The sequence below is a fragment of the Mycolicibacterium hippocampi genome, from assembly GCF_010723735.1.
Lineage (GTDB): Bacteria > Actinomycetota > Actinomycetes > Mycobacteriales > Mycobacteriaceae > Mycobacterium > Mycobacterium hippocampi.
This window is the reverse complement of sequence record NZ_BLLB01000002.1, coordinates 2008509-2033833: the sequence shown is the minus strand read 5'-3', so window position 1 is coordinate 2033833 and position 25325 is coordinate 2008509. Positions and strand designations below refer to the sequence as shown.

Sequence of the window (25325 nt, the reverse complement as noted above, 5' to 3'; positions counted from 1 at the left end):
GCTGAGCTATCGTTGCGCTGATGAGCGCGCGCTTCGAGGAATTGGGCTGGCAACAAACGCCGATGGGACAGATCAGCCTTCGGCGGCGTTTCGACCTGTCGGTGCGTACCGACGTCTACGAGGTCAAAATCGACGACGAGTACCTGATGTCGAGTCTTTTCACCGTCGCCGAACGGGAACTGGCCAGACTCGGCCTGCAGCGCACGCCCGGAGCAGACCTGGACGTCGTCGTCGGCGGACTCGGCCTGGGCTACACCGCACAGGAAGCCCTGCTGTGCAATCGCATTCGATCCTTGACGGTGATCGAGTACTCCGAGGCGATCATCGAGTGGCATCAACGCGACCTACTTCCGGATACTGTTGGGCTCGCTGCCGACAGCAGGGTCACCGTGATGCGTGCGGACTTCTTCGCCGCGGCGACGGACCCGAAGGGGTTCGAGCCCGGAGATCCCGGCAAAACGTATGACGCGATCCTGCTCGACATCGACCACTCCCCCCGCCACGTTCTCGACCCGGCCCACGCCGCCTTCTACACCCGGGACGGCCTGCTCGCTGCAGCCACCCGCCTCGTCCCGGGAGGAACGTTCGCCCTGTGGTCCGACGACCCGCCGGACGACGACTTCTGCTCAACCCTGGAATCGGTGTTCACCGACGTCGAAGCCCGGCAGATCTGGTTCGACAACCCGCTGACCCAGGGCCGCTCCGCCAACACCGTGTATCTCGCCAACCGGCCGTGACGCGCCGCACTTCGCGCCCAGGTTTGCAGTTCTAACCCGAGGGGTATCGAAAACCAGATCTCAGTTTCGACACGGTTGGGTATCGGTACCATAGGGTGGCGCTCCTCGAGTGCCTGGGAGTTCGCACAGAGGAGAGCGAAGGGATGCGTCGGATGCGGGAGAGCTTGGGTGTCCTCGGCGCCCCACCAGCACGAAGGCTCTACTGCACCGCAGCCGTGCTCTGCACCGTCTGGGTCTCCGCGACGTTGATCGTCCAGTCGGTCACGCTCTTCCAACTGGATCTGTCGGTGTTCCGCGATGCCGGGAGCGCCTTCAGCCGCCACCTTCCCCTGTACTCCGAGGATTTTCCCAGCTCGTCGGGATTCCGGTTCATCTACCCGCCGTTCGCGGCCATGCTGTTCGCGCCGCTGACCTGGCTGTCGACGGCACTGCTGCAATTCGTCTGGACGTTGACGAACATCGTGTTGGTCTGGTGGGTCCTGCGACTCTGCCTCGCGCGGCTGGACTTCGACCGGCCGAGTGCTGTCGCGGTGCTCATCCTCGGGCCGGCACTGCTCCTCGAGCCGGTCCGGTCCAATTTCGCCTTCGGCCAGATCAACATCATCCTGATGGCCCTGGTCGTCTCCGATTGCCTGCGCGCCGTGCCCCAGGCACTGCGGGGCGCATTCATCGGACTCGCGGCCGCTGTCAAGCTCACCCCGGCGGGCTTCGGCCTGCTCCTGCTGGCGCGACGCGACACGAAAGCGATCGCCACCGCCACCGCCGTCATCCTGGCGACCGTTGCCGTGGGGTTCTGGCTCCGGCCCCAGGACTCGAAGTGGTTTTGGGTGAGCGAGTTCTTCCGCGACGACCGTGCCGGCGGTCATGAGTTCCACCGCAACCAGGCGATCACCGGGCCTCTCGCGCGCCTCGGCCTCGAGGGTGGACTCAAGGATGCGGTGTGGCTGGTCGCCGCCCTCACGGTTGCCGCTGTCGCGTTCTGGGCCGCTCGGCGTTTCGCACGCAACGGCGAGCACGTCGCAGCCCTCGGTGTGGTGGCCTTGGCTGTCCTGCTGGCTGCGCCGATCGCCGTCACCCACCACTGGGTGTACTGCGTCATCCTGCTGCCGCTGTTGATTGCACCGCAGTACCGGTCGTGGCGACCGTTCCTCGCGGTCGCGGTGGTGGTGTTTCTCATCGGCCCGCACGACGTTCTGGAGAACGCCGTGCCGTCGGGAGCCTGGCAGCAGGTCGGAATCGGCCTGGTGGGCAACGCTCAGTTCCTCACCGCTGCTTTGTTGTTGATTGCCGCGGCACTTGTGGCACGGCGGCGGACCGCTGATTCCGAGGAGACCGATCCAGCTGCGGGTCAGGACGCTCAGCTGGTCGGCGCAAACGGGTAGTCGCGGCCGTTCGGGCGACTCACTCCGCGGCGCCGAGTTGCCCCGACAGCCGGTCGTGGCGGTCGGCGGAATCCTGGTTCAGCCCGATGATCTCGACGCTCTTGTGTCTTGCCTGGTACTTGGTGGTGATGGCGTCCAGCGCCGCCACCGTGGAGGCGTCCCAGATATGTGATTCGGACATGTCGATGACAACGGCCTCGGGATCGCCCAGATAGTCGAACTGATACACCAGGTCGTTGCTGGACGCGAAGAAGAGCTCCCCGGTCACCCTGTAGACCACGCTGATCACGTTCCCGTCAACGTCTTTGGTCTCCTCGGCCCGCTCTACCGTCACCAGGTGGGCCACACGGCGGGCGAAAAGCACCATGGCCGTGAGTGAACCGACGATGACTCCGTAGGCGAGGTTGTGACTGAACACGGTCACCGCCACGGTGGCCACCATCACCAGGGTCTCGCTGCGGGGCATTCGCCGCAGGGTCGACGGGGCGATGCTGTGCCAGTCCATCGTCGCCACCGACACCATGATCATCACCGCGACAAGTGCCGCCATCGGGATCAACCCGACCACGTCACCCAGACCGACCACCAGTCCGAGCAGGAACACGCCGGCCAGGAAGGTGGAGATCCGGGTGCGGGCGCCCGAGACCTTCACGTTGATCATGGTCTGGCCGATCATCGCGCAGCCGCCCATGCCGCCGAAGAAGCCGGTGACCACGTTGGCGACGCCCTGGCCCCATCCCTCGCGGGTCTTGTCGGAGTGGGTGTCGGTGATGTCGTCGACGAGCTTGGCCGTCATCAGGGACTCCAGCAGACCGACCAACGCCATGGCCAGCGCATAGGGGGCGATGATCGTGAGGGTCTCCATGGAGAACGGCACATCGGGAATGAGCAGGCTCGGCAGATTCGACGGCAGTTCGCCCTGATCACCGACGTCGGGCAGGTCGACGCCCAGCATGACGGCCGCGCCGGTGAGTCCCACGATGGCGATCAGCGGTGCCGGAACTGCGGTGGTCAGCTTGGGAAGGAGAACCATGACCAGCAGACCGACAACAACGAACGGGTACACCAACGCGGGAACGCCCAGCAGATGCGGCATCTGGGACAGAAAGATCAGGATTGCCAGTGCATTGACAAAACCCACCATGACGCTGCGCGGGATGAACCGCATCAACCGCGCCACGCCCAATACGCTGAGCACGATCTGCAATACGCCGGCGAGAATCACCGCCGCGACGAAGTAGTCGAGGCCGTACTGACGCGCGAGCGGTGCGATGACCAACGCGATGGCACCGGTCGCCGCCGAGATCATCGCCGGGCGACCACCCACGAACGCAATCGTCACCGCCATCGTGAACGACGCGAACAGCCCTACCCGGGGATCAACACCCGCGATGATCGAGAACGAGATGGCCTCGGGTATCAGCGCCATCGCGACGACCAGGCCCGCCAGCACCTCGGTCTTCAGCCGTCGCGGCGAGCGCAGTGCTGCCCACACCGACGTCGTCGGGTCCCCGGCCTCGCGGATCGTGGGGCCGGCCGCAGCCACTCGCTTGTTCAAGGCACTCCGATCAGGTTGCAACACAATGTCACCCGCGTTATGGGCGACCAAGTAGACGGTTGGCGGCAGGTGCACCGATGCACGTCTCGCGGAAGGTTCACCTGAGAATGGGAACTACGACGCCGCGAGGGCTGCCTCCGGGAACTTTACCCTTACCGGAGGGATGAGTTGAAATTTGGTGGTGCACGTCACCAGTACGCCGGGGCGCCGATCGGCCACCACGTACTCCCCCGGACGCGGATCCGACACACCGCCACCCCTCGAACGCGGCTGCCGCACCCTGGCCGTACGCGTGGAACGAGATCGGCGCCACCGGCGACCAGCTCAACCCCGGCAACACGTTAACGGCGATCGGTTCGGCAGTCTGTCGGCCGAACGGTCGAAATCGCTACAGGTCGTTGAGGCTGAGAATGCCATCCTCGATGGCCCGTGCGAGGAGCGCAGACTTCGTCGGGGCCGGCCTGCCCACGCTGGCGTACTTGGCGCGCGCCCGCTGCAGGTGGGTGCGGACGGTGGTCGGTGCGATGAAAAGCCGCTTGGCGACCAGCTCCTTGCTTTCGGTCTGAAACCAGGCGATCAGCACTTGCTTCTCCCGCTCGGACAGCTTGATCCGCCCGGCAGCGTTGTCGTCGAGCAGCGCCTTGCCCATGCGCGGGCCTACATACGGGGTGGAGGTGTGTGCCGCGTGGATCGCCTCGATGAGGTGACGCTTGCCCTCTGACTTGACCAGGTACGTCACCGCCCCGAGCTCCAGGCACGTCAGGATCACTTCATCGGCGGTGATGTGGGAGTACACCACGACGCGCTGGTCTCTGTCGGAGAGCCTTCTCAGCGTGTCGAAATCAGGACGATTGCCGTCGATCTGCAGATCCAGGAGAACCACGTCCACGTCACTGTTCGGGTCCGGGTAAGCCGCGAAATACTCTTGCGGTTGCAAGAAACTCGCAACGAGTTCAATGGGCGGATCCGCATCCACGCACCACGCCTGGATTCCAGCGTGCACCACATCGTGGTCATCGATGATCGCAATCCGAACACGGTTCTGCACCCCACCTTCGCGCACAATCGCCCCCCTCCCCTGACTTGACACTCTGCACTACGTGTCAACCTGGCTTGCGGACTCTATCCAGAACGTAAGGGCGCGATGCTGACCGAGCACTCCGCGTCGAGGAATTGATACGTTTGACCGACGCGCCGGCCATGATCGGATGACCGGCCAGTTCGCGGGGGGGCCGTGGCGACTGACCTTGACGCGTCCCGGCGACATCTCGGGAACCGGGCCGCCACCGTTGGTCTGCTGATGCGCAACACGGTCAACCTCGGCGTCGCGCTGATCGCACTCGCCGACCCGGATACGTCCGCCCGAACGACCGGTGAGTGGCTGCTGGCGATCCTTGCGGTGTGGTCTCTGTACCGGCTGCTGACCCGCTCTCGTGGAATCGGGTGGCTTGGCGTGGACTACCTTCTTGTGCTGGCGGTCTGCGCATCGATCCCGGTGTTGGTCCCCGACCCTGGGTTTCACACCTCCAATACCGCGCCCCAGGCGATCGCCGGAACGGCGGTGGTCAGCATCTCGGTCGCCGTGTCGCCGTATCGCAGCATCCTGATGACCGCGGGCGTCGCCGCCGCCTACGCCTGGGGTGCGGCTGGGGTGATCGGCTGGGAGAACCTCTCCTCGGTCACTGCCCTGTACTACTTCGCCGTCCAGTGGGTGACGGCGTCCGCGATTCGCTTCATCTTGCTTCGGATGGCAGGGGTCATCGACCGGGCACGCGCCGAACGCCACCGAGCCGAGCTGAACAGGCGGATCGTCGACGCCGTTCGCGACTACGAGTACGAACAGCTCGCCCTGCTGCACGATACCGCCGCCTCGACGCTGCTGGTCGTGGGACAGGACATCCCGGTCAGCGCAGAGCGACTGGCCGCTCAGGCCCGGCGCGATCTCGACCTGCTCGACAACGGCGCCTGGGTGACGCCACCGCTGGAAGTCGAACTCGTTGCGAGTCTTCGTGAGTGCGCGGCACACATCTCGACGCCGGTGAGGTTCAGCGGGCGTGACAGCGTCTGGCTGCCCGGTGAGTCGGCGCATCCGGTCATCGCCGCGGCCCGAGAGGCCATGACCAACGTCGACCGCCACGCACGCGCAAGCGGTCTCCACGTAGTGGTCACCGACAGCCTGGTGCGAATCGAGGACGACGGTGTGGGATTCGACGCGCACGCCCCGCAGGCGGGCCATGGCCTGAATGACTCCATCATCGGTCGGATGCGCCGCAGCGGCGGTCACGCCCGCGTGACGTCGACGCCAGGTGCAGGCACGGTGACCGAACTGTGTTGGGCGGCAACGCCGGCGGGTTTGCCGGCCACCTCGGCGGTGAACGAACCGGATCCGCTCGTCGAAAGGACGCGGGCGCGCTACGCCCTCGCTTTGACAACTTTTGCCCTGGTGAACCTTCTGATCACCGTCCCACCCGCGGTCACCTCGGCTGCCGAGCCCGGGCTCAACACTGTCCTCGGGATCCTGGCTGCGCTCAGCACGCTGGCGGCGATCCCCGGAATTCTGTACGGGCGTTGGCGCTACGCGGCGCCAGCCGGGATCACGCTGCTGGTTGTCGCCGCGGTGCAGCCGGCGCTGCTCCCCGCCGAACTCGTGGTCGGATACGCGCACTGGGCCCAGAGCACGATCGGCTGGTGTGTGCTTCCGCTGGTGCTCCGACGTCCGACGCACACCGGGGCGGCGATACTGACCGGCTACTGGCTCGTCGGGAGCGCTGTCACGTTGATTCGTGAGCCCTCAGCGGCCGCACTCCTCAACATCGGACTCGGCACCGCCAGCATTCTCGCCGTGCAGCTGTTCGCGCTGATATTCAACGGGCTGATGCGAGACGCTGCAGCCGACGCCCATGTGGAAATTCAGGCACACCAGCGGCTCCTGACCCGCGACCGGGTGTCCCGAGCCTTGCAGGCCGAGTACCGACGGCGCTACGCCAAGGTCGTCGACAACGTCGTTCCGCTGCTCGACGCACTGGCACGCGGCCACGAAGTCGACCCCGAAATGCAACTTCGTGCCAGGACCGAATGCCGGAGACTGCGCGTGTTGTTCGATCAGGCCGCCGCCTTCGATCACCCGCTGATGCAGGAGATCCGAACACTCATCGACCTGGCGGAATCCCGACAGGTGGAGGTCGTCGTCGATCTCGGCGGCACGATCGGCGATCTGGGCACCGATCAGATCGCCTCTCTGGTGACACCACTGGGTGACGTTCTCCAGCACGCAAATTCGTATGCACGGGTGGTCGTCACCACCTCCGGTGGACTCATCGAACTGAGCATCGTCTGCGACGTCACGTCCGATCTGGCCAAACTGCGGCGTCGGCTGGGGCATACCGAACTGGTCGTCGCGGGCAACGAGATCTGGTGCCTAGTGAGAATTTCCGGCCGCACACCTACCCCGCCGAGGTGACCGGTTCGATCGGCAGGTTGCGCAGCGCACCAGGAGCGTCGGCGGGGACCACCGGATGCGCCGGAGCGATGGGCGCGAGGTGCCGATAGGGCTCGCCCTGCGCGGGGCGGAGGTCGTCCTCACCCTTGTTCGGCCACAGCGACGCCGCCCGCTCCGCTTGGGCGGTGATCGAAAGCGACGGGTTCACACCGAGATTGGCCGAGATCGCGGCACCATCCATCACCGACAGCGTCGGATAGCCGTACACCCGCTGATACGGATCGATCACGCCGTGCTCGGGACTGTCGCCGATCGCCGCACCGCCCAGGAAGTGCGCGGTGAGCGGGATGTTGAACAACTCGCCCCAGGTTCCGCCCGCCACGCCGTCGATCTTCTTGGCGATACGTCGGGTGACCTCGTTGCCTGCCGGGATCCACGTCGGGTTCGGTTCGCCGTGGCCCTGCTTGCTGTCCAGCATCCGGAAACCGAACCTGGTCTTCCTGGTGAAGGTGGTGATCGAGTTGTCCAGATGTTGCATGACGAGCGCGATCACGGTGCGCTCGCTCCACCGGCGCGGGTTCAGCAACCGCAACGTGCCGCGCGGATCGTTCCGCGCGGTGACGACCAACTGCCTCCACCGCGGCACGTCGGTGCCCTGCGGACCGGCGCCGTCGGTCATCAACGTCTGCAGCAGACCCATCGCGTTGGACCCCTTGCCGTATCGCACGGGTTCGACATGGGTGTCCGGCGTCGGGTGGATCGACGACGTGATGGCGACCCCGTGCGTGAGATCGAGATCGTCACCGACCACCAAACGCCCCGCGCCGACGATGGACTCCGAGTTGGTCCTGGTCAGCACGCCCAGCCGGTCGGACAGCTTCGGCAGCTTGTTCGTGTCCCGCATCTTGAACAGCAGCTTCTGGGTGCCGTACGTACCGGCCGCCAGGATCACGTAGCGCGCCGTGAACGTCTTGCGGCGCCTGCGCAGCTTGCCGCCGGTGCGCGCGGTCTGCACGTCCCACAGGCCGTCTGCCCGCTGCTCGAGACCCTTGACCATGGTCAATGGATGCACCTGTGCACCAGCGGATTCGGCCAGCCCCAGATAGTTCTTCACCAGAGTGTTCTTTGCACCGAACCGACATCCGGTCATGCACGATCCGCACTCGATGCAACCGGTGCGGGCCGGACCGGCACCACCGAAGTACGGGTCCTCGACGCGCTTGCCCGGCATCTTCTGGCCGTCGGTGCCGAAGAACACGCCGACGGGCGTCGGGACAAAGGTGTCACCGACACCCATGTCGTCGGCGACCTCCTTCATGATCCGGTCCGCATCGGTGAACGTCGGGTTGGTCACCACACCGAGCATCCGCTGGGCCTGCTCGTAGTGCGGCATCAGCTCGGCACGCCAGTCGGTGATGTCGCGCCACTGCGGGTCGTTGAAGAACGGCTCCGGTGGCACATACAGCGTGTTGGCGTAGTTCAGCGAACCGCCGCCGACCCCCGCCCCGGCCAGGATCATGACGTTTCGCAGCAGGTGGATGCGCTGGATCCCGTACATCCCGAGCTGCGGCATCCACAGGAACTTGCGCAGGTTCCATGACGTCTTGGCGAACTCGGCGTCGGTGAACCGGCGGCCTGCTTCCAGCACACCGACCCGGTAGCCCTTCTCGGTGAGCCGCAGCGCACTCACGCTGCCGCCGAACCCCGAGCCGATGATGACGACGTCATAGTCAGGCCTCATCCCAACATTATGAACTTACCCACCGGTAACCTGCTAGCGAGGCGACCCTAACCACGCCAGCAGCTAATGTCGGTGCCTGTGGCCAACCGGACGGTGGAGGCGATGACGACTCGCGACGCGAAACGCCTACAGACCAGGGAACGGCTGATGGGCGCCGCTGTCGCGGAGTTCAAGCGGTCCGGCATGGCCGACGCCGACGTCGGCGCGATCGTCGGGGCGGCCGGCGTTGCTCACGGCACCTTCTTCTTCCACTTTCCGACCAAGGAACACGTGCTGCTCGAACTGGAACGGCGCGAAGAGGACCGCATCGCCAAGCGATTCGCCCAGTTCACCAAGTCGGAGCCAGATCTTCGGTCGACGCTGCGTGCGGCGGTGGATCTGGTGATGGACCTGGAGCGTCGCCTCGGCGAGCTGCTCTTCAAAGACTTTCTGGCGCTGCACTTCTCCCCGACCCGGCCGCCGGCCGAGGAGAGCGACGATCATCCGCTGATCGTCCTGGTCGCCGGCGAGATCGAAAAGGCGCAGGCGCGCGGCGACACCGCCGCCGACGTGACACCGATGAACAGCGCCATCTACTTCCTGCTCGGTCTCTACGCGTTGTTGATCACGCTCGACGACTCCGCGGGGCGCACCGGTTTGATCGACGACTACCTGGCGCGCACGCTGCGCAGCATGCAGTAGCTCGGCTGCCTCAACTGCCGACGGTCAACCCGGCCTTCTGGAACTCCTTGAGGTCGCAGTAGCCCGCCTTGGCCATCGACCGACTCAGCCCGCCGACGAGGTTCAGCGAGCCGAACGGGTCATCGGACGGGCCCGTGAGCACCTGCTCCAGGGAAGGCCGTTCGCCTGAGGCCACCTCGAGCAGTGCGCCGCGCGGCAACGACGGATGGGCGGCGGCCGCAGGCCAGAACCAGCCTCCCCCAAGCGCTTCGGCGGCAGACGCCAGCGGCGTGCCGAGGACCGCCGCGTCGGCACCGCAGGCGATGGCCTTGGCCAGGTCGCCGGAGGTGTGGATGTCGCCGTCGGCGAGCACGTGGACGTACCTGCCACCGGTCTCGTCGAGGTACTCCCGACGTGCCGCCGCGGCGTCGGCGATCGCGGTGGCCATCGGCACGCTGATACCCAGCACCTCGTCGCTCGTGGTGACCCCGCTGGTGGAGCCGTAGCCGACGATCACGCCCGCGGCACCGGTGCGCATCAGGTGCAGCGCGGTGCGGTGGTCGAGCACACCGCCGGCAACCACCGGAACGTCGAGTTCGGAGATGAATGTCTTGAGGTTGAGCGGTTCGGAATCCTGCGCGACGCGTTCGGCGGAGATGATGGTGCCCTGGATGACCAGCAGGTCGATGCCGGCCGATACCAGCGCCGGCGTCAGCGCCTGGGCGTTCTGCGGGCTGACCCGTACCGCGGTCGTCACCCCGGCCTCCCGGATCTGTGCCACCGCGGCTCCGAGAAGATCCGGATCCAGTGGCGCGGCATGGAATTGCTGCAGCAGCCGGATGGACGCCGACGGGTACGGCTCCTTGTCCGCGGCCTCGAGCACCTGCGCGACCTTGTCGGCGACGTCGGCGTGCCGCCCGATCAGTCCCTCGCCGTTGAGCACGCCGAGACCGCCGAGCCGTCCGAGCTCGATCGCGAACTCCACCGACACCAGCGCGTCGGTGGGATGCGAGATCACAGGGATCTCGAACCGGTAGGCATCCAGCTGCCAGGCGGTCGACACGTCCTTCGACGAGCGGGTGCGCCGCGACGGCACGATGTTGATGTCGCCGAGTTCATAGGTGCGGCGAGCGGTCCGCCCCATGCCGATCTCAACCATGTCGCGCATATTCAGCTTCCGTTGAAAGGGCCGAGGGCCTCAGCGAGTGGAGTAGTTCGGGGATTCCGCGGTCATCGTGATGTCGTGGGGGTGGCTCTCCTTGAGCCCGGCCGCGGTGATCTGCACGAATTGCGCCTGCTGGAGCTGCTCGATGGTGGCGGATCCGGTATAGCCCATCGCCGCGCGCAACCCGCCGGTGAGCTGGTGGATGACAGTGGCCAGCGGCCCGCGGAACGGCACCCGGCCCTCGATCCCCTCGGGCACCAGCTTGTCCTCGGAGAGCACGTCGTCCTGGAAGTAGCGGTCCTTGGAATACGAGGTGCGGACGCCGCCTGCAGCGCCCCGGCCCTGCATCGCGCCGAGCGAGCCCATGCCCCGGTAACCCTTGAACTGTTTGCCGTTGACCAGGATCAGGTCACCGGGCGATTCCGCGGTGCCGGCCAGCAGCGAACCCAGCATCGCGGTGGACGCACCCGCGGCCAGCGCCTTGGCGATGTCACCGGAGTACTGCAGCCCGCCGTCGGCGATCACCGGAACACCGGCGGGCGCGCATGCGGCGACAGCCTCCATGATCGCGGTGATCTGCGGAGCACCGACGCCCGCGACCACCCGGGTGGTACAGATCGAACCGGGACCGACGCCCACCTTCACGGCATCGGCACCCGCATCCACCAGCGCGGCAGCCGCCGCCCGGGTGGCGACGTTGCCACCGACCACCTCGACGCGGTCGCCCACCACGGTCTTGAGGCGGTGCACCATGTCGAGCACGCCCCGGTTGTGGGCGTGCGCGGTGTCGACGATCAGCACGTCGACACCGGCTTCGGTCAGCGTCATCGCCCGCGTCCACGCGTCCTCACCGACACCCACCGCGGCGCCGACGAGCAGTCGGCCGTCGCTGTCCTTGGTGGCGAGCGGGAACTGCTCGGTCTTGACGAAGTCCTTGACGGTGATGAGCCCGGTGAGCTTGCCGTTGCCGTCGACGATCGGCAGCTTCTCGATCTTGTTGCGGCGCAACAGACCCAGCGCCGCTTCGGCGGAGACTCCCGCATGGGCGGTGATCAGCGGCGCCTTGGTCATCACCTCGGAGACCGGCTTGGACTGGTCCACCTCGAACCGCATGTCGCGGTTGGTGATGATCCCGACCAGTTGCCCGTCCTTGTCCACCACCGGCAGGCCGGAGATCCGGAACCGCGCACACATCGCGTCGACCTCGGCCAACGTGTTCTCGGGCGAGCACGTCACCGGGTCGGTCACCATCCCGGCCTCGGACCGCTTGACGGTCTCGACCTGCCCGGCCTGTTCAGCGACCGGCAGGTTGCGGTGCAGCACGCCCATGCCGCCGGCACGCGCCATCGCGATCGCCATCCGTGACTCGGTGACGGTGTCCATGGCCGAACTCACCAGCGGCACATTGAGCCGGATCTTGCGGGTCAACCGGCTCGAAGTGTTAGCTGTGGCCGGGATCACGTCCGAGGCCGCGGGCAGCAGCAGGACATCGTCGAAGGTGAGCCCCAGCATCGCGACCTTGGTGGGGTCATCACCGCCGGTGGGCACCGGAACGGCGAGGGGGATGCTGCTTTCGGCAAGCGACACGGATAAGCCTCCAGTAACAGGTGCAGCCAGGCCCGGGCACGGCCTGAAACCTCCATCTTATCGGCATCGAGCTCGCAGTTTCGGTTCCCCACCTCCAATGAACGATCGCGCCACCTCCCTGGTCGGCGTGCCGCGGAAGCGCTGGCGCGATACCTGGGAGGCTGCGTAGTCTTGGAGTCGTGCGAGATCACTTGCCGCCAGGACTGCCGCCCGACCCGTTCGCCGACGACCCTTGCGATCCGTCGGCAGCGCTCGACGCCCTGGAGCCGGGTCAGCCACTGGACCCGCAGGAGCGCACCGCGGTCGAAGCCGACCTCGCCGACCTGGCGATCTACGAGACGTTGCTCGCCCACAAGGGGATACGCGGCCTGGTCGTCTGCTGTGACGAATGCCAGCAGGACCACTACCACGACTGGGACATGCTGCGCGCGAACCTGCTGCAACTGCTCGTCGACGGCACCGTCCGCCCCCACGAACCGGCCTTCGACCCGGAACCGGATTCCTACGTCACGTGGGACTACTGCCGCGGGTACGCCGATGCCTCGCTCAACGAGGCGACATCGGAGTCCGACGGTTATCGCTGAGGGCTGAACACAGCCGACGAGTCAGCCCGGTGCCACCGGGGCCACACCGAGCGTGGTGGTGGTCGGCAGCGGCGCAGGTGTCGGTGACGGCACCACCGTCGGAGTTGGCGACGGTACCGGCGTAGCTGTCGACCTCGCCGACGGAGCCGCCGAACTCGACGGAGCCGCCGGGGACGGCGAAGGCGCCGTCGTGGATTGCTGGGCGATGACTGACGTCGACGTGGTGGTGGTGGTCGACACCGGTGACCGACTGGTCGTCGGCGTGGGCGACGTGGACGGCGAAGTGGTCGACGGCGAAGTAGTTGTCGGCGGCGTCTCAGAGACCGGCGAGCTGGTCTCCGTCGGCGAAGTGCTCGTCTCCGAGGTCGCCGTCTCCGACGTACTCGTCTCCGAAGTCGTCTCAGAAGTCGACGTGGTGGTCTCCGATGTGGTGGTCTCCGATGTGGTGGTCTCCGAGGTTTCGGTGGTCCCGGGCAGCAGCGGGACGAGCGTTCCGGGGTCGAGTTCGACCACCGGTACCTCCGGGAAGACGGGCGGCGGTGCGCCCGGCGCGACGACGGCGGCCGGGTCCTGCGCTTCGACCTTGACCGTGAGCTCCTGCCACTGCGTGACGAGGTCCTGCTTGCTCTCGACGTCGTTCACCGTCGCCACGGTGGTGGTGATCGTCTGCAGCTTGTCCTGGGCGGCCTGCCAGTCGCCCTGCTCGATCAGCTCCTGCACCTGCGCCATCTCGGTCTGGGCGGCCAGGATCACCGCGTCGTCACGGGTCGTGGTCTGCTCACCGAACAGCATGGTCCGCAACCCGTACAGCGCGTCACCAGGGCCCGCTCCCGCGACCACGGCGCCGAAGCCGCCGAGGCACAACACCGCGGCGGCCGCCGAACCCACCACCGCCAGCGACAGCCGTCGGCCGCGGCCCCGCGGGGTGACACGGTCCAGCGCCTGCGCGGCCTCGTTCGTCGTCAGCAGCTCGCCCATCGGCGTCTCGCGGACGTCGTCGCGCCAGCCCGCCAGCAGGTTCGCCAGCTCGGCTTCGCCGCGATCGGTCGCATACACCGGCTCCTGCGCGGCCAACGCGTCGAGGAACCGGTCGGTGCGGTTGATCTCGTTGAGGGAGGGATCACCCCCGTTGGAAGTCCAGCGTCCGAAGTCAGGCATGGTCCCGCCCCGTCGCCATGATCTCGGTCTTCAGCCGCGCCAGCGCGCGGTGCTGCGCCACCCGCACCGCGCCGGCGGTGCTGCCGACGGCCTCGGCGGTCTCCTCCGCGCTCATCCCGACCACCACACGCAGTATCAGGATCTCCCGCTGTTTGTCCGGAAGGATCTGCAGCAGTTCGTTCATCCGGGTCGACTGTTCGGACTCGATCGCCAGCTGCTCGGGGCCCGACTCGACGGACAGCCGCTCCGGGACCACATCCATCGGATCGGCCCGGTTACGCCCGGCAGCACGATGGGCGTCAGCAACCTTGTGTGCAGCGATGCCGTAGACGAAGGCCAGGAACGGGCGTCCCTGATCCTTGTAGCGCGGCAGCGCTGTGATGGCAGCCAAGCAGACCTCCTGTGCGACATCGTCTGCTGAGAGTCCACTGCGCTCCGTGGTCCCCACCCTCGCCCGGCAGTACCGGACGATGACAGGACGGATGGTCTTCAGCACTTCCTGGAGCGCGTCCCGGTCGCCGGCGACCGCCTCAGCGACGACAGCGTCGAGATGTTCTCCCGAAATTGTCATCGTGGGCGGTATCTCCAGCGTTACGTCGGGGGCACTCCCCGCGTCGCGGGAGGTGGGTCTGCCGGTGGGCAGGTGGCCCCACCACAGGGTGCGGCTCAGCTAAACAATAACGACCGGACAGGGCACAACCGGGTTACCACGATCGCCACACGCCGCCCCGTCGGGTCACGGTTTCGACGCAGCCGTCGCGGATGGCCGCTATTTCGACGGGCGAATGCTGCCCGCTGCCGATATCGGCCAGCAGGCACGCCACCGCCCACCGCAACGGGACCAGCCCGGATGCCCCGGCTGCCACCAGCACCTCATCGGCCTGTCGACGTGCCGCAGCGACGTCGCCGCTACTGCATCGCGCAGCGGCCAGGACCACCCCGGACTTGACGAGGTGGCGCGTCGACCCCAGCGTCGAAGCCAGGTGCAGTGCGTGTTCGGCATGGTCGACGGCGGCGCTGCCGTCGCCACGGACCATCGCGAGTTCCGCCGACACCCACGCGAACCGCACTGGCAGGCGCGCAACGGGTGATCGCATCACCAGATCCGCCGCACGCTGCAGCGCCCGCGCCGACGCGGCAAACCTGCCGACACCCAGCGCGTCGGCGGCCAGCCCGATGAGCGCGTCGGCGTCGGCCTCGGCGTCCTCGCCGGACAGCGCCAGTGCCCTGCCGTCGAGCGGGCGGGCCCGATCGTGCCAGCCGAGTTGGCGCGCAAACGACGCGTGGGTGCTCCACGCCAGCGACGCGAGCCGGCCGCCGGTGCGTTGCCGGCGTAGCAGGTCCAGGTCTGCCAGGGCGCCGGCGTAGTGGCCCTGCCCGCCGGCTGCCACCGCGCGCAACCACAGCTCTTGTGGTGTGCTGGCTGGCGGCAGCGGCCATTGCCCGGGGTCACCGCCGAACGCCGCGTCATTCATGCCGAATCGGGACGCTACCAATTCAGAAATGGTTTTAATACTGCGTTAGTTAACAATTCGTCGACGCACTGTTAACGCCGTGTCAACTGGCTACTAGGCGCGGTATGAACGAGAGCGACACAGCAGAGGACTGATCAGCCAAAACAGCGGTGACGATTACGTGGCGGCCGGAGTTGTTAGCACCGAACCCGTTGCGCACGGGTCGCATGGATGAACGTGATGTAAATTCTCTGCCTGCGGATATGCGGTTCAGCACAACGCCAGCCTATTGACGGCAATTCCGAAGCCCTTCTACGTTGTGTGCACGAGAGGTCATCGGCGACTGCGCTCGGATCTGTTCAACAACTCACGCATCCAGCGCGTATACGAATTGGATGCGCAGAGAGGGGTATTGAAATGCCACAGCCGCAACAGTTGCCCGGGCCGAATGCCGATATCTGGGATTGGCAGATGTCGGGCCTTTGCCGGGGAGTCGACTCCTCGATGTTCTTCCACCCCGATGGTGAGCGCGGTCGCGCCCGCGCACAGCGGGAGATGCGGGCCAAGGAGATGTGCCGTCGCTGCCCCGTGATCACCCAGTGCCGCACCCACGCTCTTGCCGTCGGCGAGCCTTACGGCATCTGGGGCGGCCTCAGCGAGTCCGAGCGCGAACTGCTCCTCAAGCGGGGTATCCGCCGAACCGCCTGACCGCTAGTCGCCGGCCCGACGCAGGACGTCGAAGGCCTGCCGACCACGTCGCCCTCGAGTTCTCCGGCGATGGCGAGCATCACCCCGACGCCGTGGGTCAGCTCGGGTTCGCTCGCGACTGACGTCGCGACGCACTAGTCGCCCACCGGAAGTCTGCACAGTCGGCGCACCGCATCGAGACCCTGCGGCGACCCGGGCCAGTGCTCGGTCAGCGCTTCTGGACCGGCACGCCGAGTGACAGAACGAAGGACCAATGCGACGACCAGCGCGTCGTCGGCGTAGCCGAGCACCGGAATGAAGTCGGGAATCAGATCGAATGGCAGCGCCAAGTAGCCCGTCAGCAGCGCGATCCGGATGTGGACACCTTTCGGCATCGTGGGATCGGTTGCCAGGCGCTTGATCAGCCGCAACAGATCGGGAAGCAACCGGGCGATCTCGCGCGGGCCGAGATCCGCCGGCTTCGCCCTCCACAAGGCGACGGCAAGGGCCAGCCAACACATCGCAAGACCCGCGATCACGCCGAACACAAGCGACCACATGCTCTTATCCTCGCCCTTCGCGCAAAACACCCCCGGCCCTGTGGACCGGGGGTGCTCCGTACAGCGTGCTTCTAGTGCGAGTGGCCGTGATGATGACCGTGGCCGTGGCCATCACCTTCTTCATCGGCCGGCTTGTCGACGATCGCCGTCTCGGTGGTCAGGATCATCCGCGCCACCGACGCGGCGTTGACGACCGCGGATCGGGTCACCTTCACCGGGTCGATCACGCCGTCGGCGAGAAGATCGCCGTATTCCAGCGTGGCGGCGTTGAAACCGTGGCCGGCCGGCAATTCCGCGACCTTGTTCACCACGACCGAACCGTCCAGCCCGGCGTTGGTGGCGATCCAGTACAGCGGCGACACCAACGCCGACGAAAACACGTCGACCCCGAGTGCCTCGTCACCGGACAGCGAGTCGCGCAGCTTCGCCAGGCCGGCGCGGGCCTGCACCAGCGCAGCACCGCCACCGACGACGATGCCCTCTTCGACGGCAGCCTTGGCCGCGGAGACGGCGTCCTCGACGGCCTCCTTGCGCTTCTTCAGATCGGTCTCGGTGGCTGCGCCGACCTTGATCACAGCCACCCCGCCGGCCAGCTTGGCCAGCCGCTCCTCGAGCTTCTCGCGGTCCCAGTCCGAGTCGCTGGCCTCGATCTCCGCCCGCAACTGAGCGGCGCGGCCGTCGATGGCCTCCTTGGTTCCGCCACCGTCGACGATCGTGGTGCTGTCCTTGTCGACGACGACGCGGCGGGCGCTGCCCAGCACCTCGAGGCCGACCTCACGCAGCATCAGACCCACGTCGGGGTTGACGACCTGGCCACCGGTGACGACCGCGAGATCGTCGAGGAACGCCTTGCGGCGGTCGCCGAAGAACGGCGCCTTGACCGCAACAGCCTTCAGCGTCTTGCGGATCGCGTTGACGACGAGGGTCGACAGCGCCTCACCCTCGACGTCCTCGGCGACGATCAGCAGCGGTTTGCCGCTCTCGGCGACCTTCTCCAGCAGCGGGAGCAGGTCCGGCAGCGAGCTGATCTTCTCGCGGTGCAGCAGCACCAGCACGTCCTCGAGGATGGCCTGCTGCGCGTCGAAGTCGGTGACGAAGTACGCCGACAGGTAGCCCTTGTCGAATCCCACGCCGTCGGTGATCTCCAGCTCGGTGGACAGCGTCGAGGACTCCTCGACCGACACCACGCCGTCGTGGCCGACCTTGGTCATCGCCTCGCCGACCAGCTCGCCGACCTCTTCGTCACGGGAGGACACGGTGGCGACCTGTGCGATCGACTTCTTGTCGGTGACGGGGGTGGCCCCGGCCAACAGGGCTTCCGACACCGCGTCGGCTGCCTTGGAGATGCCGGCACCGAGCGCAATCGGGTTGGCACCGGCTGCGACGTTGCGCAGGCCGGCCTTGACTAGCGCCTGCGCCAACACGGTTGCGGTGGTGGTGCCATCGCCGGCGACGTCGTTGGTCTTGGTGGCGACGGACTTGACCAGCTGAGCGCCGAGGTTCTCGAACGGGTCTTCCAGGTCGATCTCACGGGCGATGGTGACGCCGTCGTTGGTGACGGTAGGGCCACCGAACGCCTTGGCCAGCACCACATGGCGGCCGCGCGGGCCGAGCGTCACCTTGACGGCGTCAGCGAGCTTGTCGACGCCCGCCTCCATCGCGCGGCGCGCGGTCTCGTTGAATTCAATCTGCTTGCTCATAAGTTTCTTTCCCTAAGACGGGGTATGACGCGCACCGCCCCGGACATCACCCGTATGCGGGAACGTCCGGGGCGGAACACGATATTGCTTACTTGGAAACGACAGCCAGCACGTCGCGCGCCGACAGGATCAGGTACTCCTCGTTGTTGTACTTGATCTCGGTGCCGCCGTACTTGCTGTAGATCACCACGTCGCCCTCAGACACATCCAGGGGAATCCGCTTCTCGCCATCCTCATCCCAGCGGCCGGGGCCTACTGCGACGACGGTGCCTTCCTGCGGCTTCTCCTTGGCGGTGTCGGGGATGACCAGACCGGAAGCGGTCGTGGTCTCGGCCTCGTTGGCCTGAACGAGGATCTTGTCCTCGAGTGGCTTGATGTTCACGCTCGCCACGATGGAGCCCCTTCACTCATGTTGGTGTATGTACTCGGCGGCCGGTGACCGCCCTCGCGCCGTCGTCGCGGGTGCCGACACAGGGGTTGAACCGACTGCCACCTAGCACTCTATACACGCGAGTGCTAGCACTCAAGATCGGGATGCGCTTGAACTGCCGACGTGTCGGTGGCTGGCGGTAAAATCGCACACATGTTCGATTCGAAGTTCGACCACGTGGATGATGGCGCGTTGGTGGGTGAGATCGAGCAGTTGGCCCGGGAGGAGGCCAAGGTCGCGGCGCGGCGGCTGGCCGCGATTGCGGAGTTGGTGCATCGCAGCGTTGGTGAGGATGACGAGCGGGCCCGGTGGGCGGTGGATCCGTGGAGCCACACCGCCGCACGGCTGGCCGCAGCGCTGGGTGTGGGGCAGCGGCGGGCCTCGGGGCAGATGCGGATCGCGGTGGCGTTGCGGGATCGCCTTCCGGCGGTGGCGGCACTGTTTGGCCAGGGGTTGATCGGTGCGCGGCTGATCTCGGAGATCACCTGGCGGACCCAGCTGGTCGACAACGACGAGTTGATCGCGTTGATCGACACCGAACTGGCCGACAAAGCAGTGCGGTGGGGAACGCTGTCCGAAGGCCAGTTGGATCGGGCGATCGACGCGGTGATCGAACGCTATGACCCCGACGGGGTACGCCGCGCCAAAGACGCTGTCCGGACCCGCGATTTCCACATCGGGGCGTGTGAGGACACCAACGAGATCACCGTGGTGTGGGGCCGGTTGACGCCCACCGACGCCGCCGCGTTGCGTCGGCGGATCACCGCGATGGTGGCCGGGCTGTGTGCTGATGATCCGCGCAGCGCCGGTGAACGCTGGGCCGATGCGGTGGGCGCGCTCGGGCACGGCACCACGGTGCTGGCGTGCCGGTGCGGCGGCGCGCAGTGCCCGTCCGCGCAGACGGCGCCGGCCTCGGCGGTGGCGATCCGGGTGATCGCCGACCAGGCCGCCGTCGACGCCGCCCGACGACTGATCGCCGCCGAGGACACCGCACACGCCCAGGCCAAGGCCGCCAAACCCGAACCGGCGCGCCCGCACGATGCCGAGCCGCCGCAGGACCCCGAGACGACGCCCCCGCAGGACCCCGAGCCGCCGCGGGACCCCGAGCCGACGCAGGATGCCGAGCCGCCGCGGTTGACCGATTCGGGGGTGGCGTTGTTGCCGGGGCGCGGGGTGATCCCGACGCCGGTGCTGGCCGAGGCGATCCGCGGTGGCGCGAAAGTCAACCCGTTGTGGCTGCCCGGCCCGGACCCCGAACCGCAGTACCGACCCTCGGCGCGGCTGGCGGAGTTCATCCGGGTCCGCGACATGTTCTGCCGCTTCCCGGGCTGTGATGTGCCCGCCGACCGCTGCGACATCGACCACGTGAACCCCTGGCCATTGGGTCCCACCCATCCGTCGAACCTGAACTGCAAATGCCGAACCCATCACCTGATCAAAACCTTCTGGGGCGGACCGGGCGGCTGGCGCGATACTCAGTGGCCGGACGGAACGGTGATCTGGACAGCCCCCGACGGGCGGACCCACACCACCCGCCCGGGCAGCACCCTGTTCTTCCCCGCCCACAATCTGACCACCGCCGACCTCCCCCCACCCACCTCAGACCCGCCAGACCCCGCCGCTGCCCGGTCGATGATGATGCCCCGCCGACGCCGCACCCGCGCCGCCGACGACGCCGCACGCATCAAAACCGAACGCGCACAAAATATTCAGGCGACCTGACCCTGCACCACCGGCAGGCCAGGGTCGCTGGCCACGTCCAGCGGCGAAGCCGGTGCACCCGCGGCGATCAGGTGTGCGGCGAACGATGCGATCATCGCGCCGTTGTCGGTGCACAACCGCGGCCGGGGGATCCGCAACGTCAAACCCGCTGCGGCGCAACGCTCCCCCGCCAGCTCCCGAAGCCGTGAGTTCGCGGCGACCCCGCCGGCAATCAACAGGGTCGACACTCCGAGCTCACCGGCCGCGCGCACCGCCTTCGCTGTCAGCACGTCCGCGACAGCCTCCTGGAATCCCGCCGCGACATCGGCCTGCGAGGCATCGGGATGCCTTTCCACATAGCGGGCCACCGCGGTCTTCAATCCGGAGAAGCTGAACGAGTACGGGGCATCGCGCGGGCCGGTCATACCGCGGGGGAACACGATCGCGCCGGGATCACCGGTTCGAGCGAGCTCGTCGAGAACCCTGCCGCCCGGATAGCCCAGGCCCAGCAGCCGGGCCACCTTGTCATAGGCCTCGCCTGCGGCGTCGTCGACAGTCGAACCCAGTTCGATGATCGGCTCCCCCAGCGAACGGACGTGCAGCAGGTTGGTGTGTCCTCCGGACACCAGCAGGCCGATGCACTCCGGCAGCGGACCGTGGTCGAACACGTCGGCAGCCAGGTGCCCGCCGAGGTGGTTCACGGCGTAGAAAGGCACCTGCCACGCCGCCGAGTACGCCTTGGCCGCAGCCACCCCGACCAGCAGCGCACCGGCCAGGCCTGGACCGATGGTGGCCGCGACGACATCGGGCTTGGTGATTCCTGCGACCTGCAGCGCTCGGCGCATCGTCGGGCCCAGCGCCTCCAGATGGGCGCGGGATGCGATCTCGGGTACCACCCCGCCGAAGCGGGCGTGCTCGTCCACACTCGACGCCACCTCGTCGGCCAGCAGCGTCACGGTCCCGTCATCGCCGAGTTCGGCGACGCCGACACCGGTCTCGTCGCAGGAACTCTCGATGGCCAGGACGATCATCGGCGCTCCCGTTTCATCGTGTAGGCGTCAGCTCCGCTGACGCGGTAGTAGCGTTTGCGGATGCCCACCCTGGTGAAGCCTGCGCTCTCGTACAGCGCGATCGCCGCCGCGTTGTCGGTCCTCACCTCGAGAAAAATCGTTCCCCCGTCGGCGAATTCGAACAGCCGGTCGAGCAGCTGCCTGCCGATGCCATGCCCCTGGTACGCGGGGTCGACACCGATGGTGTGGATCTCGTACTCGTAGGGACGGATGCGGCCCAGCCGGGCGATGCCCGCATAACCCACCAGCTTGTCGTCGACGCGTGCCGCCTCGTAGTGGTTGTGTTTGGCGGCGAGCTCCGACAGGAACGCCCGCTCCGGCCACGGATCGTCGCCGTCGAACAGCTGCGCTTCCAGCTCCGCGCAGCGCGCGGCGTCACCGGGCTTCAGCGGGCCGTACTGCGCGGTGTTCACCGTGCTGCCGCCGAGGGCTTGGCATCGGGCCTGCGCAGATACATCGGCACCAGCGGGTCGGGCTCGCCGTCCCAATCCGACACGGCGCGAACCAGACCCACCGCACTGGGGTAGACCGGCGCCAGCCGCGGCAGATCGAACAACGCGGCGTGCTCGGGCGACCCGGCGACCGCGTCGGCGCTGACCGGCACGTCGACCGCCGCATTGACGGCCGGGCCGTCGACCCGTGCGCCGTCGCGGTACCGCGCCCAGTACACCTCGCGGCGTCGCGCATCGGTGACCACCAGCACCTCACCGGCGGTGCCGACCGCAATGGCGTCCAGGCTGCACACTCCCCGCACCGGGACGCCGAGGGCATGACCGAACGCGGCCGCCGTCGCCATGCCCACCCGTAGTCCGGTGAACGGGCCTGGGCCGCAACCCACCACGACGGCGTCGACCTGGTCGACGGTGACCTCCGCGTCGGCGAGCGCGCCGACGATGTTCGGGGTGAGGCGTTCCGCGTGCGCCCGGGGGTCGACGATCACGTGCTCGGCAAGGAGTTCGGTGACATCGCCGTCCAGTCGGACCACACCGGCCGTGACGGCGGGTGTCGCGGTGTCGATCGCCAGCACCAGGATGCTCATGGTCGGCTCCACTGCCAGATCGCGGTGCGCACATCGGTTTCCGGTGCGCGCTCCAGTCGGATGTCGAGATGGCTGTCCGACAACCGTTCCGCGACGCCCTCGCCCCATTCCACGACCACGACCGCGTCGTCGAGATCGGTGTCGAGATCCAGCGAGTCCAGTTCAGCCAGAAGGTCGACCGACGTCTGGTCGAGCAGCCGGTACAGGTCGACGTGCACCATCGCCGGGGTGTCCGCTCGGCGTGACCGGTGCACCCGGGCCAGGACGAAAGTCGGCGAGATCACCGGGCCTTCGACGTCCATGGCTTGTGCGATCCCCTTGGCGAGAACCGTTTTTCCGGCGCCGAGGGGCCCGGAGAGCACGACGACGTCGCCGGCGCGCAGCTCGCGTCCCAGCCTGGCCCCCAGCGCGATGGTGTCGTCGGCGGTCAACAGTTCGGCCGTGCCCGAGCGCTCATCCATTGGCGCGCACCCGCTCCCGCACCCGGCGGGTCAGCGCGACGAGCTTGGACGGAGTGGCCCGCTCCACCAGCCGGACCAGCGCATCGTCGATCACTTCCGGGCGCTCGAGTTGGACCAGATGACCAGCACCGCAGACGATCACCAGCTCCGCTTTGGTCAGCGCGCCGGCCATCTCCTCCGAGTACTCCATCGGCGTCAACAGGTCACGGTCACCGCAGGCGACCAGGGTCGGCACCTTGTTCAGCGTCGACAGCCCCTCGGTCTCGTCGTGCACCTCCAGTGCGTGCAGGAACTCCACCAGGGTGGTGATCGGGGTGTCGTGCATCATCTCTTCGGAGAACGCCACCACGCTCGGGCTGATCTTCTCGTCGCCGTAGGAGGCAGCCCGCAGGATCGGCCCGATCACCCGGCGCGCGGCGCCGCGTCCCCGGTGCACCAGCTTCGGGGCGTAGCGCGCCGTGAAACGCACCGCTTCCAGCGCCGGGTTCCGGAGGATCTCACCGAGCGGGGATCGCGAAACCCCTTCTGCGGCAGAGGCGATCAATGCGGCGCCGACGATTCGGGTCGGGTAGCGCTGCGGGTACTGGCGGGCGTGGGAGAGCACCGTCATGCCACCCATCGAGTGACCGACCAACACCACGGGGCCGCGCGGCGCCATCAGGGCCAGCACGCTCTCGAGGTCCTGGCCCAGTTGTTCGACGGTGTAGGTGTCCGGCGGCGCCTCCCCCGACTGCCCGTGGCCGCGTTGGTCGTAGAAGACCATGCGCACCTGCGGTCCCCACTGTTCGCTGAGCCGTGCCCGCTGGAAATGAAACGACCCCATCCGCAGACAGAACCCGTGCGCGAACACCACGGTCAGCGGGGCGTCTTTCGGTCCGACCTCGCGCACCGCCAGCGGCACCCCGTCGGGCGTCGTCACCACACAGCTGCGGTCGGCGTCGAGCAGCTCGAAATCCTCGTCCACATGCGGGTCTTCACTGGTGATGCGGCGACGAAGCGACCGTGCCATCGAGACCCCTGCGGCGGTGCCGACTGCGGACACCCCCGCCGCCCCGGCGAACCATCCTGCGCGTGCGCTCACCGCGGTCCGCCTCGATAGCTGCGCCCGATGCGTCGCCGTGGACTGGTGACGACCTCGTAGTTGATGGTGTCGAGCAGGTCCGCCCAGTCCTGTGCGGTCGGTTCGCCGTCGGTGCCCGGACCGAACAGGATCGCGTCGTCACCCTCGGTGACGCCGGTCGGGTCCGGACCGAGATCCACCACGAACTGGTCCATGCAGACGCGGCCGACGTTCGGGTACCGCCTGCCGTTGATCGACACCTCGAAGCGATTGCTCAGCGGCCGGAACACCCCGTCGGCGTACCCGACCGGGAGAAGGGCAACCGTGGTGTCGCGGTCCGCGGTCCAGGTGTGCCCGTAGGAGACGCCGTCGCCGGCCTGCAGCGACCGGATCATGGCCACCGGGCATTTCACCGTCATCGCCGCGCGCAACCCGAAATCGCCGAGGTCCGGGATGGGGCTCTGGCCGTACACCGCGATGCCCGGGCGCACCATGTCGAACGCGAGATCGGGGCGTGTCAGGACCGCCGGCGAGTTGCACAGGTGCACCACGTCGAACCGCACGCCAACCGCGCGGGCCGCCGCCGCCAGATCGGTCAGCCGCTGCGCCTGCACGTCGTTGAACGGGTTCTGGGGGTCGTCGCCGTGTGCCAGGTGCGACATGATCCCGCGCACCCGCACCGTTTCCTCGGCCTGGGCGCGGCGCAACGCGTCGAGCAGCCCGGGAAAGGCGGCCGGCGCGACCCCGTTGCGGTTGAGGCCGGTGTCGGCCTTGACGGTGACCGTCGCGGTAGTGCCGGTGCGGCGCACGGCGTCGACGACGTCGTCGAGCTGGCGTTCCGAGGAAACCGCGACCTGAATGTCGTTCTGCAGCGCCGGCGCAAAATCGGTGTTCGGGGTGTGCAACCACGCCATCACGGGTGCGGTGATGCCGGCGCGGCGCAGCGCCAGTGCCTCGTCGAGGGTCGCGACGCCCAGCTCGGCGGCCCCGGCGGCCAGCGCGGCCCGCGCCACCGGGGCGGCGCCGTGACCGTAGCCGTCGGCCTTGACGACAGCCATCACCGCCGCGGCGCCGGCATGCTCGCGCAGCGTGGCCACGTTGTGGGCGATGGCGTCGAGGTCGACGACCGCGGTGGGCGTGTTCATGGTTGTG

At 67.5% G+C, this 25325-nt stretch carries 24 protein-coding genes; 7 read left to right on the top strand and 17 right to left on the bottom strand.

What is annotated here, in order from left to right:
- Nucleotides 1-20: 20 nt before the first annotated feature.
- Complete coding sequence (locus tag G6N53_RS10925; protein ID WP_163888473.1) at nucleotides 21-737, top strand: polyamine aminopropyltransferase; 717 nt, start codon at nucleotides 21-23, stop codon at nucleotides 735-737.
- 152 nt (nucleotides 738-889) lie between these two features.
- Complete coding sequence (locus G6N53_RS10920) at nucleotides 890-2119, top strand: glycosyltransferase family 87 protein (RefSeq protein ID WP_163888472.1); 1230 nt, start codon at nucleotides 890-892, stop codon at nucleotides 2117-2119.
- Between the two features lie 19 nt (nucleotides 2120-2138).
- Here the strand turns inward: G6N53_RS10920 and G6N53_RS10915 are convergent, their stop codons facing one another.
- Together G6N53_RS10915 and G6N53_RS10910 are read right to left on the bottom strand one after the other, a co-directional pair.
- Nucleotides 2139-3677, bottom strand: a complete 1539-nt coding sequence (locus G6N53_RS10915) for a SulP family inorganic anion transporter (RefSeq protein ID WP_163888471.1) — start codon at nucleotides 3675-3677, stop codon at nucleotides 2139-2141.
- A 388-nt stretch (nucleotides 3678-4065) separates the two neighbouring features.
- Nucleotides 4066-4743: a DNA-binding response regulator gene (locus tag G6N53_RS10910; protein ID WP_163895750.1), complete on the bottom strand. Its 678-nt coding sequence runs from the start codon at nucleotides 4741-4743 to the stop codon at nucleotides 4066-4068.
- Nucleotides 4744-4911: 168 nt separating this feature from the next.
- On the opposite strand from G6N53_RS10910, the gene G6N53_RS10905 reads away from it, so the two are divergent.
- Nucleotides 4912-7137: an ATP-binding protein gene (locus G6N53_RS10905; protein ID WP_163888470.1), complete on the top strand. Its 2226-nt coding sequence runs from the start codon at nucleotides 4912-4914 to the stop codon at nucleotides 7135-7137.
- On the opposite strand, the gene G6N53_RS10900 is transcribed toward G6N53_RS10905, so the two are convergent.
- Nucleotides 7121-8857 carry a GMC oxidoreductase gene (locus tag G6N53_RS10900; protein ID WP_163888469.1) on the bottom strand — a complete coding sequence of 579 codons (1737 nt, stop codon included), beginning with the start codon at nucleotides 8855-8857 and terminating at the stop codon, nucleotides 7121-7123. The two genes, G6N53_RS10905 and G6N53_RS10900, sit on opposite strands and share 17 nt — an antisense overlap.
- Nucleotides 8858-8959: 102 nt before the next feature.
- Between G6N53_RS10900 and G6N53_RS10895 the strand changes: the two genes are divergently transcribed.
- Nucleotides 8960-9538: a TetR/AcrR family transcriptional regulator gene (locus tag G6N53_RS10895; RefSeq protein ID WP_163888468.1), complete on the top strand. Its 579-nt coding sequence runs from the start codon at nucleotides 8960-8962 to the stop codon at nucleotides 9536-9538.
- 10 nt (nucleotides 9539-9548) lie between these two features.
- Here G6N53_RS10895 and G6N53_RS10890 read toward each other — a convergent pair whose 3' ends face one another.
- Both G6N53_RS10890 and guaB read right to left on the bottom strand, forming a co-directional pair.
- A complete protein-coding gene (locus G6N53_RS10890; protein WP_205390543.1) occupies nucleotides 9549-10676 on the bottom strand; it encodes a GuaB3 family IMP dehydrogenase-related protein in 1128 nt (375 codons plus the stop codon).
- Nucleotides 10677-10715: 39 nt separating this feature from the next.
- The gene (gene guaB, locus G6N53_RS10885) at nucleotides 10716-12269 is read right to left on the bottom strand and encodes an IMP dehydrogenase (protein WP_163888466.1); all 1554 of its coding nucleotides are present in this window, start codon (nucleotides 12267-12269) and stop codon (nucleotides 10716-10718) included.
- A 179-nt stretch (nucleotides 12270-12448) separates the two neighbouring features.
- Between guaB and G6N53_RS10880 the strand changes: the two genes are divergently transcribed.
- On the top strand, nucleotides 12449-12853 hold the full coding sequence (locus tag G6N53_RS10880; RefSeq protein WP_159232913.1) for a DUF5319 domain-containing protein: 405 nt from the start codon (nucleotides 12449-12451) through the stop codon (nucleotides 12851-12853).
- Nucleotides 12854-12874: 21 nt separating this feature from the next.
- On the opposite strand, the gene G6N53_RS10875 is transcribed toward G6N53_RS10880, so the two are convergent.
- The 3 genes from G6N53_RS10875 to G6N53_RS10865 all read right to left on the bottom strand — a co-directional run bounded on the left by G6N53_RS10875 (nucleotide 12875) and on the right by G6N53_RS10865 (nucleotide 15486).
- Nucleotides 12875-14011 (bottom strand): anti-sigma-D factor RsdA, encoded by a 1137-nt coding sequence (locus G6N53_RS10875; protein ID WP_163888465.1) that lies wholly within the window; start codon nucleotides 14009-14011, stop codon nucleotides 12875-12877.
- Entirely contained in the window at nucleotides 14004-14582 is a 579-nt protein-coding gene (locus tag G6N53_RS10870; protein ID WP_163888464.1) for a sigma-70 family RNA polymerase sigma factor, read from the bottom strand. Before G6N53_RS10870 ends, G6N53_RS10875 begins: the two co-directional genes overlap by 8 nt.
- A 133-nt stretch (nucleotides 14583-14715) precedes the next feature.
- Entirely contained in the window at nucleotides 14716-15486 is a 771-nt protein-coding gene (locus G6N53_RS10865; protein WP_163888463.1) for a hypothetical protein, read from the bottom strand.
- A gap of 396 nt (nucleotides 15487-15882) precedes the next feature.
- On the opposite strand from G6N53_RS10865, the gene G6N53_RS10860 reads away from it, so the two are divergent.
- Nucleotides 15883-16173: a WhiB family transcriptional regulator gene (locus G6N53_RS10860; RefSeq protein WP_137148761.1), complete on the top strand. Its 291-nt coding sequence runs from the start codon at nucleotides 15883-15885 to the stop codon at nucleotides 16171-16173.
- 134 nt (nucleotides 16174-16307) lie between these two features.
- Here the strand turns inward: G6N53_RS10860 and G6N53_RS10855 are convergent, their stop codons facing one another.
- The 3 genes from G6N53_RS10855 to groES form a co-directional block, all read right to left on the bottom strand.
- On the bottom strand, nucleotides 16308-16712 hold the full coding sequence (locus G6N53_RS10855) for a YkvA family protein (protein WP_163888462.1): 405 nt from the start codon (nucleotides 16710-16712) through the stop codon (nucleotides 16308-16310).
- A 71-nt stretch (nucleotides 16713-16783) separates the two neighbouring features.
- Nucleotides 16784-18412, bottom strand: coding sequence for a chaperonin GroEL (groL, locus tag G6N53_RS10850; protein ID WP_163888461.1), 1629 nt, complete (start codon nucleotides 18410-18412; stop codon nucleotides 16784-16786).
- A gap of 88 nt (nucleotides 18413-18500) precedes the next feature.
- On the bottom strand, nucleotides 18501-18803 hold the full coding sequence (gene groES / locus G6N53_RS10845; RefSeq protein ID WP_048630140.1) for a co-chaperone GroES: 303 nt from the start codon (nucleotides 18801-18803) through the stop codon (nucleotides 18501-18503).
- A 192-nt stretch (nucleotides 18804-18995) separates the two neighbouring features.
- Here groES and G6N53_RS10840 point away from each other — a divergent pair, with 192 nt between their 5' ends.
- Entirely contained in the window at nucleotides 18996-20564 is a 1569-nt protein-coding gene (locus tag G6N53_RS10840; protein ID WP_163888460.1) for an HNH endonuclease signature motif containing protein, read from the top strand.
- Here the strand turns inward: G6N53_RS10840 and tsaD are convergent.
- Genes tsaD through alr form a run of 6 tightly spaced genes read right to left on the bottom strand, consistent with a single transcriptional unit; the run spans nucleotide 20552 to nucleotide 25318 of the window.
- Nucleotides 20552-21574: a tRNA (adenosine(37)-N6)-threonylcarbamoyltransferase complex transferase subunit TsaD gene (tsaD, locus tag G6N53_RS10835; protein WP_163888459.1), complete on the bottom strand. Its 1023-nt coding sequence runs from the start codon at nucleotides 21572-21574 to the stop codon at nucleotides 20552-20554. The two genes, G6N53_RS10840 and tsaD, sit on opposite strands and share 13 nt — an antisense overlap.
- On the bottom strand, nucleotides 21571-22026 hold the full coding sequence (gene rimI / locus G6N53_RS10830; RefSeq protein ID WP_163888458.1) for a ribosomal protein S18-alanine N-acetyltransferase: 456 nt from the start codon (nucleotides 22024-22026) through the stop codon (nucleotides 21571-21573). Before rimI ends, tsaD begins: the two co-directional genes overlap by 4 nt.
- Nucleotides 22023-22652: a tRNA (adenosine(37)-N6)-threonylcarbamoyltransferase complex dimerization subunit type 1 TsaB gene (gene tsaB / locus G6N53_RS10825; protein WP_163888457.1), complete on the bottom strand. Its 630-nt coding sequence runs from the start codon at nucleotides 22650-22652 to the stop codon at nucleotides 22023-22025. Before tsaB ends, rimI begins: the two co-directional genes overlap by 4 nt.
- Entirely contained in the window at nucleotides 22649-23113 is a 465-nt protein-coding gene (gene tsaE / locus G6N53_RS10820) for a tRNA (adenosine(37)-N6)-threonylcarbamoyltransferase complex ATPase subunit type 1 TsaE (protein WP_163888456.1), read from the bottom strand. Before tsaE ends, tsaB begins: the two co-directional genes overlap by 4 nt.
- The gene (locus G6N53_RS10815) at nucleotides 23106-24194 is read right to left on the bottom strand and encodes an alpha/beta fold hydrolase (RefSeq protein ID WP_163888455.1); all 1089 of its coding nucleotides are present in this window, start codon (nucleotides 24192-24194) and stop codon (nucleotides 23106-23108) included. Before G6N53_RS10815 ends, tsaE begins: the two co-directional genes overlap by 8 nt.
- Nucleotides 24191-25318 carry an alanine racemase gene (gene alr, locus G6N53_RS10810; protein WP_163895748.1) on the bottom strand — a complete coding sequence of 376 codons (1128 nt, stop codon included), beginning with the start codon at nucleotides 25316-25318 and terminating at the stop codon, nucleotides 24191-24193. The genes G6N53_RS10815 and alr overlap by 4 nt, the downstream gene beginning before the upstream one ends.
- Between the last annotated feature and the right edge of the window lie 7 nt (nucleotides 25319-25325).

What these genes read in the sequence shown, in the direction of transcription:
- G6N53_RS10895 (WP_163888468.1), top strand. Translation starts at nt 8,960, where the DNA reads ATGACGACTCGCGACGCGAAACGCCTACAGACCAGGGAACGGCTGATG.
- tsaD (WP_163888459.1), bottom strand. Translation starts at nt 21,574, where the DNA reads ATGATCGTCCTGGCCATCGAGAGTTCCTGCGACGAGACCGGTGTCGGC.
- G6N53_RS10870 (WP_163888464.1), bottom strand. Translation starts at nt 14,582, where the DNA reads ATGACAATTTCGGGAGAACATCTCGACGCTGTCGTCGCTGAGGCGGTC.
- G6N53_RS10840 (WP_163888460.1), top strand. Translation starts at nt 18,996, where the DNA reads ATGTTCGATTCGAAGTTCGACCACGTGGATGATGGCGCGTTGGTGGGT.
- G6N53_RS10865 (WP_163888463.1), bottom strand. Translation starts at nt 15,486, where the DNA reads ATGAATGACGCGGCGTTCGGCGGTGACCCCGGGCAATGGCCGCTGCCG.
- G6N53_RS10855 (WP_163888462.1), bottom strand. Translation starts at nt 16,712, where the DNA reads ATGTGGTCGCTTGTGTTCGGCGTGATCGCGGGTCTTGCGATGTGTTGG.
- G6N53_RS10890 (WP_205390543.1), bottom strand. Translation starts at nt 10,676, where the DNA reads ATGGTTGAGATCGGCATGGGGCGGACCGCTCGCCGCACCTATGAACTC.
- G6N53_RS10925 (WP_163888473.1), top strand. Translation starts at nt 21, where the DNA reads ATGAGCGCGCGCTTCGAGGAATTGGGCTGGCAACAAACGCCGATGGGA.
- G6N53_RS10920 (WP_163888472.1), top strand. Translation starts at nt 890, where the DNA reads ATGCGGGAGAGCTTGGGTGTCCTCGGCGCCCCACCAGCACGAAGGCTC.
- G6N53_RS10875 (WP_163888465.1), bottom strand. Translation starts at nt 14,011, where the DNA reads ATGCCTGACTTCGGACGCTGGACTTCCAACGGGGGTGATCCCTCCCTC.
- G6N53_RS10900 (WP_163888469.1), bottom strand. Translation starts at nt 8,857, where the DNA reads ATGAGGCCTGACTATGACGTCGTCATCATCGGCTCGGGGTTCGGCGGC.
- tsaB (WP_163888457.1), bottom strand. Translation starts at nt 22,652, where the DNA reads ATGAGCATCCTGGTGCTGGCGATCGACACCGCGACACCCGCCGTCACG.
- G6N53_RS10860 (WP_137148761.1), top strand. Translation starts at nt 15,883, where the DNA reads ATGCCACAGCCGCAACAGTTGCCCGGGCCGAATGCCGATATCTGGGAT.
- tsaE (WP_163888456.1), bottom strand. Translation starts at nt 23,113, where the DNA reads ATGGATGAGCGCTCGGGCACGGCCGAACTGTTGACCGCCGACGACACC.
- groL (WP_163888461.1), bottom strand. Translation starts at nt 18,412, where the DNA reads ATGAGCAAGCAGATTGAATTCAACGAGACCGCGCGCCGCGCGATGGAG.
- alr (WP_163895748.1), bottom strand. Translation starts at nt 25,318, where the DNA reads ATGAACACGCCCACCGCGGTCGTCGACCTCGACGCCATCGCCCACAAC.